General features: G+C 68.8%; 11 protein-coding genes. 7 read left to right on the top strand and 4 right to left on the bottom strand.

What is annotated here, in order from left to right:
* Positions 1-28: 28 nt before the first annotated feature.
* Both ABIB25_RS10375 and glgP read right to left on the bottom strand, forming a co-directional pair.
* The gene (locus ABIB25_RS10375) at positions 29-787 is read right to left on the bottom strand and encodes a hypothetical protein (protein WP_354528366.1); all 759 of its coding nucleotides are present in this window, start codon (positions 785-787) and stop codon (positions 29-31) included.
* Positions 788-1,015: 228 nt separating this feature from the next.
* The gene (gene glgP / locus ABIB25_RS10370; protein ID WP_354528365.1) at positions 1,016-3,613 is read right to left on the bottom strand and encodes an alpha-glucan family phosphorylase; all 2,598 of its coding nucleotides are present in this window, start codon (positions 3,611-3,613) and stop codon (positions 1,016-1,018) included.
* Between the two features lie 300 nt (positions 3,614-3,913).
* On the opposite strand from glgP, the gene ABIB25_RS10365 reads away from it, so the two are divergent.
* The 5 genes from ABIB25_RS10365 to ABIB25_RS10345 all read left to right on the top strand — a co-directional run bounded on the left by ABIB25_RS10365 (position 3,914) and on the right by ABIB25_RS10345 (position 12,953).
* Positions 3,914-5,941, top strand: coding sequence for an alpha-1,4-glucan--maltose-1-phosphate maltosyltransferase (locus tag ABIB25_RS10365; protein WP_354528364.1), 2,028 nt, complete (start codon positions 3,914-3,916; stop codon positions 5,939-5,941).
* A 155-nt stretch (positions 5,942-6,096) separates the two neighbouring features.
* Positions 6,097-7,917, top strand: a complete 1,821-nt coding sequence (gene treS, locus ABIB25_RS10360) for a maltose alpha-D-glucosyltransferase (RefSeq protein ID WP_354528363.1) — start codon at positions 6,097-6,099, stop codon at positions 7,915-7,917.
* A 4-nt stretch (positions 7,918-7,921) separates the two neighbouring features.
* On the top strand, positions 7,922-9,376 hold the full coding sequence (locus ABIB25_RS10355; RefSeq protein WP_354528362.1) for a maltokinase N-terminal cap-like domain-containing protein: 1,455 nt from the start codon (positions 7,922-7,924) through the stop codon (positions 9,374-9,376).
* Positions 9,373-11,664 (top strand): 1,4-alpha-glucan branching protein GlgB, encoded by a 2,292-nt coding sequence (gene glgB, locus ABIB25_RS10350; RefSeq protein ID WP_354528361.1) that lies wholly within the window; start codon positions 9,373-9,375, stop codon positions 11,662-11,664. The genes ABIB25_RS10355 and glgB overlap by 4 nt, the downstream gene beginning before the upstream one ends.
* A gap of 17 nt (positions 11,665-11,681) precedes the next feature.
* Positions 11,682-12,953 (top strand): neutral zinc metallopeptidase, encoded by a 1,272-nt coding sequence (locus ABIB25_RS10345; RefSeq protein ID WP_354528360.1) that lies wholly within the window; start codon positions 11,682-11,684, stop codon positions 12,951-12,953.
* A 16-nt stretch (positions 12,954-12,969) separates the two neighbouring features.
* Here the strand turns inward: ABIB25_RS10345 and argS are convergent, their stop codons facing one another.
* On the bottom strand, positions 12,970-14,697 hold the full coding sequence (gene argS / locus ABIB25_RS10340; protein ID WP_354528359.1) for an arginine--tRNA ligase: 1,728 nt from the start codon (positions 14,695-14,697) through the stop codon (positions 12,970-12,972).
* On the opposite strand from argS, the gene ABIB25_RS10335 reads away from it, so the two are divergent.
* A complete protein-coding gene (locus ABIB25_RS10335; protein WP_354528358.1) occupies positions 14,696-16,024 on the top strand; it encodes a chloride channel protein in 1,329 nt (442 codons plus the stop codon). The two genes, argS and ABIB25_RS10335, sit on opposite strands and share 2 nt — an antisense overlap.
* A 21-nt stretch (positions 16,025-16,045) precedes the next feature.
* Here ABIB25_RS10335 and ABIB25_RS10330 read toward each other — a convergent pair whose 3' ends face one another.
* Positions 16,046-17,233, bottom strand: a complete 1,188-nt coding sequence (locus tag ABIB25_RS10330; protein ID WP_354528357.1) for an ROK family transcriptional regulator — start codon at positions 17,231-17,233, stop codon at positions 16,046-16,048.
* Between the two features lie 120 nt (positions 17,234-17,353).
* Here ABIB25_RS10330 and ABIB25_RS10325 point away from each other — a divergent pair, with 120 nt between their 5' ends.
* Positions 17,354-18,619, top strand: coding sequence for a YbiU family protein (locus tag ABIB25_RS10325; protein WP_354528356.1), 1,266 nt, complete (start codon positions 17,354-17,356; stop codon positions 18,617-18,619).
* Positions 18,620-18,642 lie beyond the last annotated feature (23 nt).

The following is an 18,642-nucleotide window of genomic DNA, read 5'->3' as shown; positions in this document are numbered from 1 at the left end:
AGGGGATGGGACGCACAATGGTCGGGGATCACAGGTACACATCGCGCAAATTGGCGACATGGGGAGCCGGCGTCGCCGTCGTGGTCGCGTTCACCGCCCTGTCCCTCTCGGCTGCTTCTGCAGCCACCGCCGGACCGGGTGCAACTCTGGAGGCACCGGTCGTCGGTGCGGTGGCGGGAGGGCCGGCCGTCTCGCACGGGCCGGCCTGCGGCTGCCCCGACTCCAGCCCCACGAGGTCCTCGACCACCAAGACCTCCCCGACCGGGACAACCCCCACCACCGAAACCACCCCCACCACCGAAACCACCCCCACCACCGAAACCACCCCCACCACCGAAACCACCCCCACCACCGAAACCACCACCGAAACCACCCCCACCACCGAAACCACCCCCACCACCGAAACCACCCCCACCACCGAAACCACCCCCACCACCGAAACGACACCGACCACCGACTCGACGACGACGTCGGCGACCAGCTCATCGGTCTCCGGCACGACGGTCACCAGCACCACGATCGACATGTCGGCGACGTCCAGCTCGATCCCGCGGACGACCTTCTCGGTGCTGCCCACGTCGAGCAGCGAACCGGGCACCAGCACCGGCACCAACACCAGTTCGACCTTGGCGAGCGTGTCCGGTACGACATCGTCGGAGAGCCCGAGCACCTCCGCTAGCTCGGATTCGCTCACCAGCACGACCATCTCGGTCCAGGGCACCAGTTCGAGCACCGGTCCCGGCGATCTCGCCTCGACCGGCGTCTCGGCGGCCGGGCAGTTGCTCACCGCGGGTCTGCTGCTGTTGCTCGCCGGCGGATCCTTCGTGCTGTTCGGTCGCCACCGCAGAGCACCTCGCCAGCACTGACCCGCCGATACCGACGGGCTAGCGCTGACCCGCCGACAACGACGTCGCCGGAGCACCACAGCAACACCGGGCCACACACAGCAGGGGCGGAGAACGTAGCGCCCCTGTGGCATGTTCGCCAGGCAACCATCCGGTCGGGCGGTGCTCTGTCAGGCGGTGGTGACCAGCCCGAGCTCCGCCGGCGAGGCAAGCAGCGGGTGGCGCGGGATGACCCGCACCGTGTACCCGATCGGACCCGACCTGGTGAGCGGCAGCTGGGCCTCGTAGCGGTAGCCGTCGCCGTTGCCGACGAAGGTCATCGGCACCGTCGTCACCTCGTGCAGGGCCTCGGTCTCGTCGACCCGGCCGGTGACCGTCTGGACCTCGACGTCGGACGGCTCCAGGCCGGCGAGGTCGACGTAGGCCCGGACCGTCATGACGTTGCCCATCGACGGTTCGGACCCGATCCCGGAGGTGTCGACGCTGGTCACCCGGATCTGCGGCCAGGCGTCCCGGACGGTCTCCTTCCAGGCGGACAGTTCCTTCGCGACCGTGTAGTCCGTGGTGAACTTCCGACTGAACGTCGCGGCCGGGCTGTAGTAGCCGGTCACGTAATCGCGGACCATGCGGGTGGCCTGCACCCGAGGTCCGAGGTAGGACAGCGTGTGGCGGACCGTGTCGACCCAGCCGTCCGGACGTCCTTCATGGCCACGGTTGTAGAAGAGCGGCGCCACCCGGTTCTCGATGAGCTCGTACAGCGCAGAGGCCTCGAGATCGTCGCGGCGGTTCTCGTCGGCGATGCCGTCAGCGGTCGGGATGGACCACCCGTCATGACCGTCGTACAGCTCGTCCCACCAGCCGTCGGAGATCGACAGGTTGAGCGATCCGTTGAGAGCCGCCTTCATCCCGGAGGTTCCGGAGGCCTCCTGCGGGCGGATCGGGTTGTTCAGCCACACGTCGGCGCCGGCGCAGAGGACCGAGGCCATGCCCATGTCGTAGTCGGGCAGGAAGGCCATCCGATGACGGATGCCGGCGTCATCGGCGAACCGGACCATCTCCTGCATGAACCGCTTGCCGTACTCGTCGGCCGGGTGGGCCTTGCCGGCGATGATGATCTGCACCGGGCGTTCCGGATCGAGCAGGATCGCCTTCAGCCGCGCCGGATCGCGGAGCATCAGCGTCAGCCGCTTGTAGGTGGAAACCCGGCGGGCGAAGCCGATGGTCAGGATCTCCGGGTCGAGGATTGACTCGGTCCAACCGAGCTCGGCGACGGAGCTGCCCCGCAGCAACCACGACTGCTTGACCGCGGACCGGGCCATGGTGACCAGGCGACGGCGCAGGGTCTGGCGCAGTTCCCAGAGCCGTTCGGAGCTGACCCGGTCGGCGGCCGGCCACTCCGAGGCCGAGGCCAGATCCGCCCAGTCGGCCATGTCGCCTGCCACGTCGAACATCTCGCGGGCCGCCCAGCTGGGCAGGTGGACACCGTTGGTGACCGAACCGATCGGCACCTCCTCCGGTTCGAAGCCGGGGTAGAGACCGGCGAACATCTCGCGCGAGACCACGCCGTGCAGCTTCGCCACGCCGTTGGCACGCTGGGCCAACCGCAGACCCATGTGGGCCATGTTGAAGCGCGACGGGTCGTCCTCGGCGCCGAAGGCGATCGCGTCGTCGACCCTGATGCCCGGCACCAGCCGGGAATCGCCGTGGCTGTCAGCGTCGAGGTAGTGGCGGACCAGATCGACGGGGAACCGGTCGATGCCGGCCGGGACCGGGGTGTGGGTGGTGAACACGGTCCCGGCGCGCACGGCGGACACGGCTTCCGTACAGCTCAGGCCGTCCGAGGCGATGAGCGACCTGATGCGTTCCAGACCGAGGAAACCGGCGTGGCCCTCGTTCATGTGGAAGACCTCCGGCAGCTCGTGGCCGGTGGCGGCACAGTAGGCGTTGACGGCGCGCACGCCGCCGACCCCCAGCAGGATCTCCTGCTTGATGCGATGATCCTGGTCGCCGCCGTAGAGGCGATCCGTGGTCGACCGCAGCTCGTCGTCGTTGGCCTCGTTGTCGCTGTCCAGCAGCAGCAGCGGCACCCGCCCGACGCTGGCCAGCCAGATGCGGGCCGTCAGGTCCCGCCCGCCGGGCATCGGCACGGTGACGGACAGCTGCTCGCCGTCGGCTCCGAGCAACCGGTCGACGGGCAGCCCGTGAGGATCGTGCGCCGGGTAGTGCTCCTGCTGCCAGCCGTCCGCCGAGAGCGACTGCCAGAAGTAGCCGAAGCGGTACAGCAGCCCGACGCCGATGATCGGCACCCCGAGGTCCGAGGCCGACTTCAGGTGGTCGCCGGCCAGGATGCCGAGACCCCCCGAGTAGATCGGCAGCACCTCGGAGACCCCGAACTCCATCGAGAAGTATGCGATCGACTTCGGGAACACAGCGGGGGAATCCGCCTGATCTGCCTGGGCGGCCAGGTCGATCTGGTGCTGGTACCACCGCGGCTCGGTCAGGTAGGAGTGCAGGTCACCGGCCAGACCGTGCATGCGGTCGAGGAACTGGTGATCCTGGGCCAGCTCCTGCAACCGGGCAACCGGAACGGCGCCCAGCAGCTTGAGGGGGTCCCCCTCGAAGCGCTCCCACAGTCCCCGATCGATGTCGGCGAACAGATCCTGGCTCGGATGGTGCCAGGACCAGCGAAGATTACGGATGAGCGCCCCGAGCGGCTGCAGCGGCTCGGGCAACTGGGGGCGGACGGTGAACCGTCGGAGGGCCTTCACATCATGAAATGTAATGGTTCGTCAGAGTTTCGCGAACTTCTCGCACCACTGTTCAACGGAATGTAACGATCACCCCGATCCGCCAGGTAAATCGATTCAGCACAACGAGGCATCGCGGTCCGTCCGGCCGATCACCTCTACCCGCCGGGCACCCACCACAAACGGGGAACCCAGCAGACCGGATGGATCACTTCTCCACTTCCGGCCGATCGGCGAACGGCAACAGGGCCGATCAGACGACTCGCCGGGGAACGGGAGTGGCTGCTGGTTGCCGGTGCCCACCCCGGTACGTTGATCCGCGTGGCCGGACGAATCGGATTGATCGATGTTTCCCCCAGCGTCAGCGGAGGCCGTTACCCGGCCAAGGCGGTGGTCGGTGGGCTGATCGAAGTGGGCGCAACGGTCTTCCGTGAGGGCCACGATGCGGTCGCCGCCAACGTGGTCTGGAAGCCACCGGCCGGACCGGTGGAACCCGGACGCCGGCGGCTGCCGCCCCGCGAGCCCGGCCCGCTGCAACGCATGAAGCCGGGCATCCCCGGAACGGACCGCTGGCACGCCCAGGTGACGCCCGACCGCATGGGGCTCTGGAGCGTCGTCATCGAGGCCTGGAGCGATCCACTGGGCACCTGGCGGCACGCGGTCGAGGCCAAGGCGGCGGCCGGGCAGTCCGGCCACGAGATGGGCAACGACCTCGAGACCGGGGCGATGCTCCTGGAACGAATCGGTCGACGGCCGCGGCAGCGCTATGCGCTGACCATCAAGGCGGCCGTGACGGCGCTGCGCAACCCGTCCCTACCGGTCGCCGAGCGCATCGGGCCTGCCCTGGCTCCCGAACTGTGGCCGGTGCTGGTGGCCGATCCGATCCGCGAGCTGATCACCCGGTCCCCCGCCGTCCAGATCTGGGTGGACCGTCCGCTGGCCGAGTACGGGTCCTGGTACGAGTTCTTCCCGCGGTCCTCAGGCGCCCTGATCGACGAGGACGGCCTGCCGCTGCGGCACGGCACGTTCGCCGATGCCACCGCCGAACTCCCCCGGGTCGCCCGGATGGGTTTCGACGTCGTGTACCTGCCGCCGATCCACCCGATCGGCGAGGTGAACCGCAAGGGCCGCAACAGCACTCTCGAACCGGGCGGCAGCATCAACCCCGATCCGCGGGACGTCGGATCGCCGTGGGCGATCGGGTCGGCGGCCGGCGGTCACGACGCCGTCCACCCCGAGCTCGGAACCATCGACGACTTCGACGTGTTCGTCGGTGCAGCAAGGGATCTCGGTCTCGAGGTTGCCTTGGACTTCGCTCTGCAGTGCGCTCCGGACCACCCCTGGGTCTCGGCGCACCCCGAGTGGTTCACCACCCGGCCAGACGGATCGATCGCCTACGCCGAGAACCCTCCGAAGAAGTACCAGGACATCTATCCGGTCAACTTCGACAACGATCCGGCCGGCATCTATGCCGAGGTGTTGCGGGTGGTCCGGTTCTGGATCTCCCACGGCGTCACCGTGTTCCGGGTGGACAACCCGCACACCAAGCCGATCAACTTCTGGGAGTGGCTGATCGCCCAGGTCCACGCCGATCACCCCGAGGTGATCTTCCTGGCCGAGGCCTTCACGAAGCCGGCGATGATGCACGAGCTGGGCCGCGTCGGCTTCAGCCAGTCGTACACCTACTTCACCTGGCGCACCGCCAAGGGCGACCTCACCGACTACGGCGTCGAGCTGGTCAACTCGGCCGACCACATGCGGCCCAACTTCTTCCCGACCACCCCGGACATCCTGCACGCGTCGCTGCAGTTCGGCGGCGAGGCGATGTTCGCGATCCGGGCGGTACTGGCGGCCACCCTCTCCCCCAGCTGGGGCGTCTACTCCGGCTACGAACTCTTCGAGCACGAAGCCGTCCGTCCAGGGAGCGAGGAGTTCGCCCAGTCGGAGAAGTACCAGCTCCGGCCGCGTGACTACCAGGCCGCGCTGGACGAGGGCCGCTCGCTGGAGCCGTTGATCCAGCGGCTCAACGAGATCCGGCGCGAGCACGTCGCACTGCAGCATCTGCACGGGCTGTGGTTCCACGGGATCAGCAACGACTCCCTGCTGTGCTACTCCCGGCGCGACGAGCGGACCGACGACGTCATCCTGGTGGTGGTCTGCCTCCAGTCGACCGGATTCCACTGGGGCGAAACGGATCTCTACATGCCGGCCCTCGGGCTCCCTTGGGGTGCGACCTTCCAGGCCGTCGACCAGCTCAGCGGCGAGGTGTACCAGTGGACGGGGAAGAACATGGTCGGGCTCGAACCGTCGAGGCGGGTGTCACACATCCTGACCGTGCGGCAATACTGACGCCCTCCCACCGCCGACCCCACGAACCCCGGCCGGCGTTCCGGGACCGATCGTCCCCGACGTCACCCACGTCGTAGGGCCCGGTCGCGCACCCGAACGGCGGCCGCAGACCAGCACCAGTACGAGCACCAGCACACGCAGCAGGAAAGGCCGGAATGACCGAGATCGTCGAACACCCACCCGAGACCGACTCGAACGACCTGGGTTACCGGGGTCCGCAGACCCAGGGCGGTGAGCACTCGGCCACCACGATGCCGAGCGATCCAGAGTGGTACAAACGCGCCGTCTTCTACGAGGTGCTCATCCGGACGTTCTCCGACTCCAACGGTGACGGCACCGGCGACATCCGCGGTCTGATCGACAAACTCGACTACCTGTCGTGGCTCGGCGTCGACTGCCTCTGGATCCCGCCGTTCTACGACTCCCCGCTGCGCGACGGCGGCTACGACATCCGCGACTACCGGAAGGTTCTCCCGGAGTTCGGCACCGTGCAGGATTTCGCTGCGCTCATCGAGGCCTGCCACGAACGCGGTATCCGCATCATCACCGACCTCGTCATGAACCACACCAGCGATAGCCACCAGTGGTTCCAGGAGTCGCGCAACGACCCGGAGGGTCCCTACGGCGACTACTACGTCTGGGCCGACGACGACACCGGGTATCCCGACGCGCGGGTCATCTTCGTCGACACCGAACCGAGCAACTGGACCTTCGACCCGGTCCGCAAGCAGTACTTCTGGCACCGGTTCTTCTCCCACCAGCCGGATCTCAACTTCGACTGCCCCGGCGTCGGCGATGCGCTGATCGACATCATGCGGTTCTGGCTGGACCTCGGCATCGACGGTTTCCGGTTGGACGCCGTGCCCTACCTCTACGTCCGGGAGGGCACGAACGGCGAGAACCTGCCGGAGACGCACGCTTTCCTCAAGCGCTGCCGCAAGGTCGTCGACAACGAGTACCCGGGCCGCATCCTGCTGGCCGAGGCCAACCAGTGGCCGGCCGACGTGGTCGACTACTACGGCGACGCCGAAGTCGGCGGCGACGAGTGCCACATGTGCTTCCACTTCCCGTTGATGCCACGGATCTTCATGGCTGCCCGTCGGGAGAGCCGCTTCCCCATCTCGGAGATCCTCGCCCAGACCCCGGCCATCCCGTCCACGTCGCAGTGGGGCATCTTCCTGCGGAATCACGACGAACTGACTCTGGAGATGGTCAGCGACGAGGACCGCGACTACATGTGGAACGAGTACGCCCGGGATCCGCGGATGAAGGCGAACATCGGCATCCGCCGTCGCCTCGCCCCGCTCCTGGACAACGACCGCAACTCGCAGGAACTGTTCACCGCCATGCTCCTGAGCCTGCCCGGCTCGCCTTGCTTGTACTACGGCGACGAGATCGGCATGGGCGACAACATCTGGCTGGGTGACCGGGACGGCGTCCGCACCCCGATGCAGTGGTCCCCCGACCGCAACGCCGGCTTCTCCCGGTCCGACCCGGCCCGGCTCTACCTGCCGGCGATCATGGACCCGGTCTACGGCTTCCAGACGGTCAACGTCGAGGCCCAGATGAACACCACCGCATCGCTGCTCCACTGGACCAGGCGCATGATCGAGATCCGCAAGCAGCATCCCGCCTTCGCTCTCGGTGAGTTCTCCGATCTCGGTGGCTCGAATCCGACCGTGTTGTCCTACGTCCGTACCCACGCCGGTTCGGACGGTGCGCCGGGGGGAACAGTCCTCTGCGTCAACAACCTGTCGAGGTTCCCGCAGCCGGTAGAACTGGACCTCCGGGAGCACACCGGCTCCGTTCCGGTCGAGCTCACCGGAGGCACCCCGTTCCCTCCGATCGGTGAACTCCCGTACCTCCTGACGCTGCCGGGCCACGGGTTCTACTGGTTCGACATCCAGGCGGCGGGGCACGGCGATGCACCCGGCCACGGCGGCCAACCGGACTTCAACTCACTGGAGGTGTCCTGATCCGATGGGCGAGACTTCACCTGACCTGTACCCGACCACCACCCGCTACACGGACGCCGAAGGGCAGAGGGGTGGAGCAGGACCGGCACTGTCCGCCCTGCTGACGACATGGCTGCCCGCCCAGCGATGGTTTGCGAGCAAGGGCGACCTGACCGAAGTGACCATCGAGGCCAGAACGGCCATCGCCGAGATCGGTGACCGAACGGTCGAGCAGGTGCTGTTCACCGTCCCGTCGCCGATCGGGATCCAGCGCTACCAGCTGTGGGTCGCGTGGACCCGGAACTATCCGGACAGGTACGCCCACGTGCTGATCGGCGAGACGAACGGCGAGTTCGCCTACGACGCCCTGTACGACGGCGACGTATCCGCGGTGGTCCTGTCCAACATCGCGGACGGCCTGTCCGTCGGCATCCTCGACTTCGCTCCCGAGCCCGGCGCCGAGATCGACCGGTCGGCCCACGGGCTGGTGATCGGCGCGGAGCAGTCCAACACGTCGATCGTCTACGGCAATTCGAGCATCCTGAAGGTTTTCCGGCGCCTGGAACCGGGGCTCAACCCCGACGCCGAGGTACATCGCGCCCTGCAGGCCGCCGGGTCCAGCCACATCGCAGCAGCTCTCGGTGTCATCGAGGGTCCGGTGGCCGGCAAACGCACCACCCTGGCTCTGCTCACCGGTTTCTTCGCCAACAGCGCCGAGGGCTGGGCGATGGCCACCGCCAGCGTCCGCGATCTGATGGCCGAGGGCGACCTGCGTGCCGACGAGGTCGGCGGCGATTTCGCATCCGAATCGCTCCGCCTCGGAAAGGCGGTCGCGCAGGTGCATGCGGATCTGGCGGCCGCGTTCGGTACGGCCGAACTGGATGCCGATGCGGTGCGGGACCTCTTCGCCTCCATGGTCGCCGGCGCCGAACTGGTCGCCGGGCACGTGCCGTCGATCGCCGAGCACCTACCCGCGATCCGGGCGGCGTTCGGCCGGGCCGCGGCCGCCGGGGTGTCCTCCACCGGTGACGGGGCCGGCGTACCGGTGGTCGTCCAGCGGATCCACGGGGACCTGCAGCTGGGGCAGACGCTGCGGACCCTCACCGGCTGGGCGATCATCGACTTCGAAGGAGAACCGTCGAAATCGCTGGCCCATCGCCGCGCCATGGCCTCGCCACTGCGCGACATCGCCGGCATGATGCGGTCCTTCGACTACGCCGCGAACCACTCCGGCGGCCCGTCGGACTCGCAGCACGCCTACCGCGCGCAGGAGTGGGCGGCCCGCAACCGGCGTGCGTTCTGCGAGGGCTACGCAGCGGTGGCAGGCTACGACCCGAGAGACATGGGTCCCCTGCTCGCGGCGTTCGAGCTCGACAAGGCGGTCTACGAAGTCGCCTACGAACACGGTCACCGGCCGACCTGGGAACCCATTCCGCTGCAGGCCGTCGTCAGACTCATCAAGAGTGGAGAAACAGCATGAGTTCGATCCCCACCCCGCCAGCGGGGTCGGCCACGGAATCGCCGGTCCTGACCGGTCAGTCGTCCACCACGGCAGAAGTCGTGGCGGAAACGAAGGCTGCGCCCTCCGGTCCCACCATCGACGAGTACGAGAAGCTCATCGGCGGCGACACCCACGACCCGCACGGCATTCTCGGGGCGCACCCGCAGTCCGACGGCACCACGATCATCCGGACGCTACGGCATCAGGCAAAGTCGGTGACGCTCCTGACGGAGGGCACCGAATCGCCGATGGAGCACGTGCACGGCGGCGTTTTCGCCATCACCGTGCCGGGGCCGCCGGCCGACTACCGGTTGCGCGTGGTCTACCCAGCCGACGGCGGCGACGTCTCCTACGAGGTCGACGACCCGTACCGCTGGCTCCCCACGCTCGGCGAGATGGACCTCTACCTCATCGGCGAGGGGCGGCACGAGTTCCTCTGGACCGTGCTCGGCGCCCACGTCCGCACCTACGACACCCCGATCGGCAGTGTCACCGGCACGTCGTTCGCGGTCTGGGCGCCCAGTGCCCGCGGCGTCCGGGTCAGCGGCGACTTCGACCACTGGTCGGGCGCCGGTCAGCCGATGCGTTCCCTCGGCTCCTCAGGGGTATGGGAGGTGTTCCTGCCCGACGTCGGGGCCGGAACCCGGTACAAGTTCCAGATCCTGGGCCAGGACGGTGTCTGGCGCGAGAAGGCCGACCCGATGGCGTTCGGCGCGGAAATCCCGCCGGCCACCGCGTCGATCGTCACCACCAGCAACTACACCTGGAACGACGACGACTGGATCGCGGCTCGGGCGGCCACCGACCACCTCACTCAGCCGATGTCCATCTACGAGATCCACGCCGGCTCGTGGCGGACCGACATCGGCTACCGGCAGATGGCCGACGAGCTGATCAAGGACCTCACCGAGACCGGTTTCACCCACCTCGAGTTCCTGCCGCTGGCCGGCCATCCGTACGCGCCGTCCTGGGGCTACCAGGTCACCTCGTACTACGCGCCGGACCCGAGATTCGGTTCACCGGACGACTTCCGGTACCTCGTCGACCGGCTCCACCAGGCCGGCATCGGCGTCATCCTGGACTGGGTGCCTGCCCACTTCCCCAAGGACGCCTGGGCCCTCGGCAAGTTCGACGGCACGTCGCTGTACGAGCACGCCGATCCCCGCCGCGGCGAGCAGCCGGACTGGGGCACGTTCGTCTTCGACTTCGGACGTCGCGAGGTCCGCAACTTCCTCGTCGCCAACGCGCTCTACTGGTTGGAGGAGTTCCACCTCGACGGGCTCCGGGTCGACGCGGTCGCCTCGATGCTGTACCTGGACTACTCGCGCAACGCCGGCGAGTGGCTGCCGAACGTCTACGGCGGTCGGGAGAACCTGGACGCCGTGGCCTTCCTGCAGGAGACCAACGCAACGGTCGGCAAGCGGGTCCCCGGCGCGATGATGATCGCCGAGGAATCGACGGCCTGGCCGGGCGTCACCCGGCCGACCTACCTCGGCGGACTCGGGTTCCACCTGAAGTGGAACATGGGGTGGATGCACGACACGCTCGGGTACATCGCCCGGGATCCGATCTACCGCGCCTGGCACCACAACGAGCTCACCTTCTCGATGATGTACGCCTACACCGAGCAGTTCGTGCTGCCGATCTCGCACGACGAGGTGGTGCACGGCAAGAGCTCGCTGTGGTCGAAGATCCCGGGTGACGAGTGGCAGAAGGCGGCCACCCTCCGCGCGTACTACGCGTACATGTGGGCCCACCCCGGCAAGCAGCTCCTGTTCATGGGTCAGGAGCTGGGCACGCCGTGGGAGTGGAGCGAGTCCGTCCAGGTGCCCTGGCAGCTGCGCGACTACCCGATCCACGACGGCGTCCGCACGCTCGTCGGCGATCTGAACCGGGTCTACAAGAGCTCCCCGGCGCTCTACACGCAGGACTTCGTGCCGGAAGGCTTCCGGTGGATCGATGCGAACGACCGGGACGGCAACGTGCTCGCGTTCCTGCGCTGGGGCTCGGACGGATCCCCGCTGGTGTGCGTGGTGAACTTCTCGCCACAACCGCACATCGGCTATCGGGTCGGCCTGCCCTTCGCCGGGGTCTGGAGCGAAGCGGTCAACACCGACTCGACCAGCTACGGCGGCTCCGGGGCCGGGAACATGGGCGCAGTGGTCGCCTCGGAGAACGCCTGGCACGGTCTGCCCGCCTCCGCCAAGCTGACCGTGCCTCCGCTCGGTGCGCTCTGGCTGGTGCCCGAGTCCGCACCGCAGGGCTGAGTTCGCTGGCCACCGCAGTGCCACGACGCGCCACCCGGCTCGTCGTGGCGCTGCTGTGCACCCTGCTGATCGTCGGGATCGCCGTCGCCGCACTGGCCACCGAGCAGGTCACCGGTTCGCCCCTCCCTGTCGAGACCATCGTGGTGAGCGGGGGCGGCGCGGGGACCGCCGCGCTGCCGACGATCCGTCACGTCGGTGCGCCCAGCGCGATGAGCACCCACGACGACGAGGCGGTGGCCGGCGTGCTGGCCGACCTCGACACCTTCTGGGCCGCAGCGCTTCCCGGTGAGTTCGACCGGCCGTTCGTGCCGCTGGCCGGCGGGTACGTCTCGATCGACTCCACTGCTGCGACCGGTACCTCCTACTGCATCAGCTCGCCGGACCAGATCGCCGGCAATGCCTACTACTGCCCGACCGGCGACGCCATCGTGTACGACTCCGCCGGCCTCGTCCCGGTCCTGCTCGGGCACTACGGGGTGGCGGGCCTGACAGCGGCGTTCGCGCACGAATTCGGGCACGCCATCCAGGCCAGGATCGGGCCGACACCGGCCGAGCGCTCGGCGCAGCCGGAGCGCTACCCGAGCATCCTGATCGAGGCGCAGGGCGACTGCTTCTCCGGGGCGTTCCTGGCCTGGACGGCCGCAGGGAAATCGGCTCATGTCCGGTTGCCGGCGTCGTCGATGGTGCGGGCCGTCGCTCCCCTGCTCGACTTCTCCGATCCTGTCTCGGTGAAGGCAGACGACAGCACCGCGCACGGGCTGAGCCTGGACCGGCTGACAGCGGTGCTCCGTGGCTACCGCGGCGGCGTCACCGCGTGTCACGCGCTGACCGCCACCGACCTGCGTCCGACGCTCGGACGCCCGGGGTTGGTCACGACGACCCAACCGGATCGCTTCGCCTCCGTCGACGCGGCGATCGGGGCTGCCCGGCCGTCGATCGGTCGGTTCACCGCCACGCTGCCGACCACGGCAACCGTCACCGGGCTGGCCTCCGCGGCACCGTCGGCGGGTGACCTGCGCGCTGCAGCGCCCTACGGCCAGTTCGCCGACGCAGCCGCGCTCGCGTTCGCGGTGGGTCGGTCGATCACCGGATCCTCGGCCGGCGCAGCCTGTTTCACCGGCGCCTGGACTGCCTCGGTCTTCGGACGGACGACAGCCGGACAGCTGGGGTCGTGGGCCGGCGACGCCGACGAGGCCCTGAGCATGTTGCGGGCCCGACCCGACGCGACCTTGCCGGAACTGGCGGCGTACGCGGACGGCTTCACCACCGGCTGGTCGACCTGTCACTGAATGATCTGCTGGTCGTTCACATCTGGGCTGGCGCGTTCACCCCGAGCAGCTGCAGGCCCTGCACCAGCACGCGCGAGGTGAGCGCGCAGAGCGCAAGTCGGGACGACCGCACCGCGGGATCCTCCGCCCGCAGGACCGGGCAGCTGTCGTAGAACGAGGTGAACGACTGGGCCAGCGAGAACAGGTAGGTGCACAGCCGGTGTGGCTCGAGCAGATCCCCGACCTCGACCACCGCCGCACCGTATCCCAGTAGTTCCAGCGCAAGTCGACGCTCGGCCGGCTCCCCCAGGACGATCGCGCCGATCCCGGTGTCTGCTCCGGCCCGACGCAGGATCGAGAAGATCCGGGCGGAGGCGTACTGCAGGTACGGCGCGGTGTTCCCGGTCAGCGCCAGCATCCGGTCGAAGTCGAAGGTGTACTCGGTGTCGTGGCCGACCGACAGATCGGCGTACTTGACCGCTCCGATCCCGACGTCCCTGGCCACCGCCGCCCGCAAGTCCGAATCCAGTTCCGGGCGTGCGGCGTCCACCACCGCGGCGGCCCGCTCGACCGCCTCGCCCAACAGGGCACCGAGACGGATCGGCACGCCGCTCCTCGACTTGAGGATCTTGCCGTCGGTGCCGAGCACATTGCCGATCTGGACGTGGACCGGTTCGATCTCCGGCGGCAGCCATCCGGCCAGCCGCGCCGTCGCGAAGACCATCTGCAGGTGGAGGTGTTGCGGAGCCCCGATGACGTAGATGATCCGGTCCGCGTGCAACTGCTCCACCCGGTACCGGATGGTCGCCAGATCGGTGGTGCCGTAGCCGTAACCGCCGTCGCTCTTGCGGATGATCAGCGGGACCGGCTTGCCCTCGCGGCCGGTGAACCCGTCAAGGAAGACGCAGAGCGCACCCTCGCTGACGACGGCCAGCCCGGCGGCCTCCAGCTCGTCGCACAGAGCCGGAAGACTGTCGTTGTAGCGGCTCTCGCCCATCAGATCGTCATCGGTGAGCGTGACGCCGAGTTGCCGGTAGATGCGGTTGAAGTAGCCGGTGGACATGGTGATCAGTCCGTCCCAGAGGCGCAGGGTGTCGGCGTCGCCGGCCTGGAGCGCGACCACCCGTCCCCGAGCCCGTCCGGCGAACTCCTCCCGGCCGTCGAACTTGGCTCTCGCCGCCTGGTAGAACGCGTTGGGGTCGGACCTGAGCAGCCCGGCCTCGTTCGAGCTCTCGCCGACCTCCAGCAGATGCTCGATCAGCATGCCGAACGGTGTGCCCCAGTCGCCGATGTGGTTCTGCCGGATCACCAGGTGGCCGAGGTGTTCCAGCGTGCGGGCGAGCGCGTCACCGACGACGGTGGTGCGCAGATGGCCGACGTGCATCTCCTTGGCCACGTTCGGCGCCGAGTAGTCGATCGGGATGCGTTGCGGATCCTGCCGCGGCACCCCCAACCGCTCGTCGGCGAGCTGGTCGTTCGCCCGGTCGCCGATCCATTCGTCCCGCAGGGTCAGATTGACGAAGCCGGGCCCGCTGATGCCGACCGGGCTGCAGAGGTCATCGACGTCCATCGCGGCCACGATGGCGTCAGCCACCTCGCGCGGCGGACGGCCGAGCCGCTTGGCCAGTGAGAGAGCCACGTTCGCCTGGAAGTCGGCGAACTGGGACGGCCTGATCAAGGCGTCGATACCGGCGAAGTCCGACCCGAACGCGCTCTGGACGGCCTGTTGGACACGAGCGGAGAGGACAGCGGCTGGATCGGACATGATCCCCACGCTAGTGGCCGCCCTGGTCCAGCCGTTCCGGCTCGGCCATGATGGGGGCGTGTCCACCGAGCGCGCCGGCGCAGCCGGCCATGGCCTCGGAGTCCGGCTGATCACGGTGGCCGTGTGCACCGGTCTCGCCGCGGGCGTGGCCGGGGTGCTTCTCACTCTGCTGCTGCACCTGGTGCAGCACCTCGCCTTCGGCTACACCGAGGCCACCTTCCTGACGGGCGTGGAGCGCGCCTCACCGCTGCGCCGGGTTCTCGCCCTGGGCGTCGGTGGGCTGGTCGTCGGGCTCGGATGGTGGGCGCTACGACGGTGGACGGCCCCGCTGAGCAGCATCGATGACGCCGTCCGCGACGGCACCGGCCGTCTACCGCTGCGGGAGGCCACCGCCGAGGGCGTTCTGCAGATCGTCGCCGTCGGCTGTGGAGCCTCTCTTGGAAGGGAGGGCGCGCCAAGGCTTCTCGGTGCCGCACTGGCGGGTTGGCTGGCTGATCGGACGGGCCTCGGATCCACCCAGCGGCGAACTGTGCTGGCGTGTGGCGCCGGTGCCGGGTTGGCCAGTGTCTACAACGTGCCACTGGGCGGTGCCCTGTTCACCCTCGAGATCCTGCTGATGTCCGCCGCGCTGCGGGAGGTGATCCCGGCGCTGATCAGCTCGGCGGTGGCCACCGCCGTCGCCTGGCCGGTGCTGTCGTCACGGCCCACCTACCTGGTCGCTCCGGTGTCGTTGCACCCCAACGAGATCGTCTTCGCCGCGGCGCTCGGCCCGATTGCCGGCCTGCTCGCCGTCGGCTTCGTCCGGCTGGCTGCGGCCGCCCGGAGGGCGGCGCCGACCGGGTGGCGTCTGCCGATCGTGGTCACTGTCGTCTTCGCCGGGTTGGGCGCCGTGGCGATCGCCTATCCCGCGCTGCTGGGCAACGGAAAGGGACCTGCACAGCTGGCTTTGGACGGTTCGACGTCGCTCCTGCTGCTGGCGACGCTGATCCTGCTGAAGCCGATCGCGACCGCCGCCTGCCTGGCCAGCGGGGCGAACGGCGGTCTGCTGACCCCGGCGTTGGCCATCGGCGCTCTGCTGGGCGCACTGGCCGGAGGTGGATTCTCCATGCTGTGGCCGGGCACGCCGGTGGCGGCCTTCGCGATGATCGGCGCCGCAGCCGTCCTCGCTGCGGCGCAGCGTGCCCCGCTCTGCGCCATCGTGCTGGTGCTGGAATTCACCCAGACCGGCCTGACCCTCCTGCTGCCGCTGGGGATCGCCGTCGGCGGCGCCATGCTGGTCGCGGAACGGCTGCGGGCTGCGCCGCTGTCTGGCGTCAAGCCGGGATGAGCGACGGCCGTGTCCCGTACGTCAGGCACCCGGCGTGAGCAGCCGGGACCGCCCGAGTTCCAGGGCCAGGTGCAGCGCACCGACCAGCGGCGCACCGGGGCCGAGGGCAGCCTGCTCGATCCGCACAGGGCCCGGGAACTGTTGCGCCACTTCGGTTCGGAGCTGCCCCAGCAACCCGGGCGGAGCTCCGATCGGGCCACCGACCAGGACGAGGTCAGGATCGGCAACAGCACAGACGGCGACGATCGCCTGGGCGATCATCGTGCCGAACGCTGCCGCGGCAACGGACGCCGACGGTTCGCCGCGTTTCGCTCGGGTGAAGGTGGCCAGCACTGCCGCGACGTCGTTGGACGGGGCGTCCGGTCGCCCGAACCCGGCCGCGGCTACCATCTGCGCCAGATCGCCGCGCTGCCAACGATCACCGCCCGGCCCGTTCGGTGGGTCCGAACCGACCGACACGTAACCGATCTCGCCGGCCATCCCGTGCGCCCCGCGGATCAGCCGGTCGCCCACGTACAGGCCGAGCCCGAAGCCGGCACCCAGGTGCAGGTAGGCGAAGCTGTCGACGCCCATCGCCGCCCCGCCAAGGCGCTCGGCCAGCGCCTCGAGGTTGACGTCGTTCTCGATCAGCACGGGCGCGGCCACCAGACCGGCCAGTACCCGCGCCGGTTGGATGACGCCCTCGGGGAACGGCGAGTGCGGCATGTCGACGATCTGACTCGTCTTCGGATCGACCGGGTTGGCCACCGACAACGCGACAGCACCCAGCGGTCCCCGCCCATCGGCAGCAACGACGGCCGACTGCACCGTCGTCCGCAGCGAGGTGGCCAGCGCCGTGCCGTCGCCGACCCGCACCGGCGGTTGTCGGCCCTCGAAAAACGGCGAGCCGGCGAGATCCGTTGCCCGGAAACCGATACCGGCCTGATCCAGCTGCAGGGCCAGGACCCAGCCCGCCCCGGTTGCGAGTTCGTACACCGTCGCCACGCGGCCGCGGAGTCCGGTGCGGCTGCCAGCAGCGGCCAGCGCACCGGAGTCGGTCAGGCGCCGCACCGACTCGGAGATGGTGGGTTTCGAGATCCCGGTGGCCGCCGCCAGTTCGGCCCTGGTCACCTGACCCTTCTCGAGAACCTGATCCAACACCGCCCGGTCGGTGATCTCCCGGAGCAAACCGTGGCGCGGGAGGCCGGTACGAGGCGTCTCGACCGTCATGGCCTCTGTCCCTTCTCCGGTGAGCCTTGCGCGCCCGTCATCGGGGACGCTACCCTTCCAGCAGTTCTAGTAATGAATCCTAACTAGACACACCATCTCATGACGAACGAAAGGACACCGATGTCCCCGTCCACCGCCACCAGGCGCAGTTCACCGATTCCCGAGGACTTCCCGGTAGCCATCGCCGCCGCGAAGGCCGATCTCCGCGCCCGGATCGGGGACTACGCGGGAGTGTTCGCTGCGGTCGAGGCGGACATGCGGGCGAAGGTGGCCTCGATCGTGGCCGAACGCGAAGCAGGACAACCAATCTGGCCGGTCGTGCAGGCGCAGGACATCGTGGACGGCACCGTACCGGCGGCCACGGTCGCAGCCATCCGGAAACGCGGTTGCGCCGTCGTCAAGCAGACCTTCACCAGGGGACGGGCCGAGAAGTGGGATGCCGAACTGGTCGACTACGTCGAGGAGAACCACTTCGACGAGAAGTACCAGTACCTGGACGACGGCGTCTTCGGCGGACTGGCCGCAGCCCGCCCTTCGATCTTCCCGATCTACTGGTCCAAGCCCCAGATGGAAGCGCGTGAGGACCCCACCATGGCGGCCACCCGGCGCTTCCTGAACGGCTTCTGGAAGAACGAATCGATGGGGCGGGTCTGGTTCGATCCCGACCGCGACACCGCCTACCCGGACCGCGTCCGTCGCCGCGCCCCCGGCACCACCTCCTCGGGGTTGTCGGCGCACACCGACTCCGGATCCGTCGAGCGGTGGCTCCTCCCGGCCTACCAGCAGGTGTTCCGGCACGTCTTCGACGGCCGGTTCGCCGAGTACGACCCGTGGGACGGCGCCTTCCGCACCGAGGTCGACGAATACGCTTCGACCGTCATGTGCTCGGCTTTTCGGACCTTCCAGGGGTGGACCGCACTGTCGGATATGCACCCCGAAGACGGTGTGCTGCATGTGATCCCGATCCCAGAGGCGATGGCCTACCTGTTGTTGCGCGCACTGCAGGACGATGTCGACGACACCGACCTGTGCGGCGCCGCCAACGGCGAATCACTGCCGATCGACGGGCGCTATCACTCGGTCCTGCTGCCGGCACTCTCACCGATCCCGTCGGTGGAACCGGGCGACACCGTCTGGTGGCACGGCGACATGATCCACTCCGTCGGACCGGTCACCGACCAGCAGGGCTGGGGCAACGTCATGTACATCCCGGCCTCGCCGGACTGCCCGAAGAACGCGGACTACGCCCGGCGCTGCGGCGAGGCGTTCGTGGCCGGCGTCAGCCCGAGCGACTTCGCCCCCGAGGACTACGAGGTGGGCTGGCTGGGCCGGCCTACCGTCGCCGAGCTCAGCGACCTTGGCCGCGAGCAGTTGGGCCTGGGCTGACCCCGCTTGACGGCCGCACTCCA

Source organism: Nakamurella sp. UYEF19, from assembly GCF_040546275.1.
Lineage (GTDB): Bacteria > Actinomycetota > Actinomycetes > Mycobacteriales > Nakamurellaceae > Nakamurella.
This window is presented reverse-complemented; position numbering and strand designations above follow the sequence as displayed.

Coding starts and splice junctions, on each gene's coding strand:
- treS (WP_354528363.1), top strand. CDS start 6,097: ATGACCGAGATCGTCGAACACCCACCCGAGACCGACTCGAACGACCTG.
- ABIB25_RS10355 (WP_354528362.1), top strand. CDS start 7,922: ATGGGCGAGACTTCACCTGACCTGTACCCGACCACCACCCGCTACACG.
- glgB (WP_354528361.1), top strand. CDS start 9,373: ATGAGTTCGATCCCCACCCCGCCAGCGGGGTCGGCCACGGAATCGCCG.
- ABIB25_RS10335 (WP_354528358.1), top strand. CDS start 14,696: ATGATCCCCACGCTAGTGGCCGCCCTGGTCCAGCCGTTCCGGCTCGGC.
- argS (WP_354528359.1), bottom strand. CDS start 14,697: ATGTCCGATCCAGCCGCTGTCCTCTCCGCTCGTGTCCAACAGGCCGTC.
- ABIB25_RS10330 (WP_354528357.1), bottom strand. CDS start 17,233: ATGACGGTCGAGACGCCTCGTACCGGCCTCCCGCGCCACGGTTTGCTC.
- ABIB25_RS10325 (WP_354528356.1), top strand. CDS start 17,354: ATGTCCCCGTCCACCGCCACCAGGCGCAGTTCACCGATTCCCGAGGAC.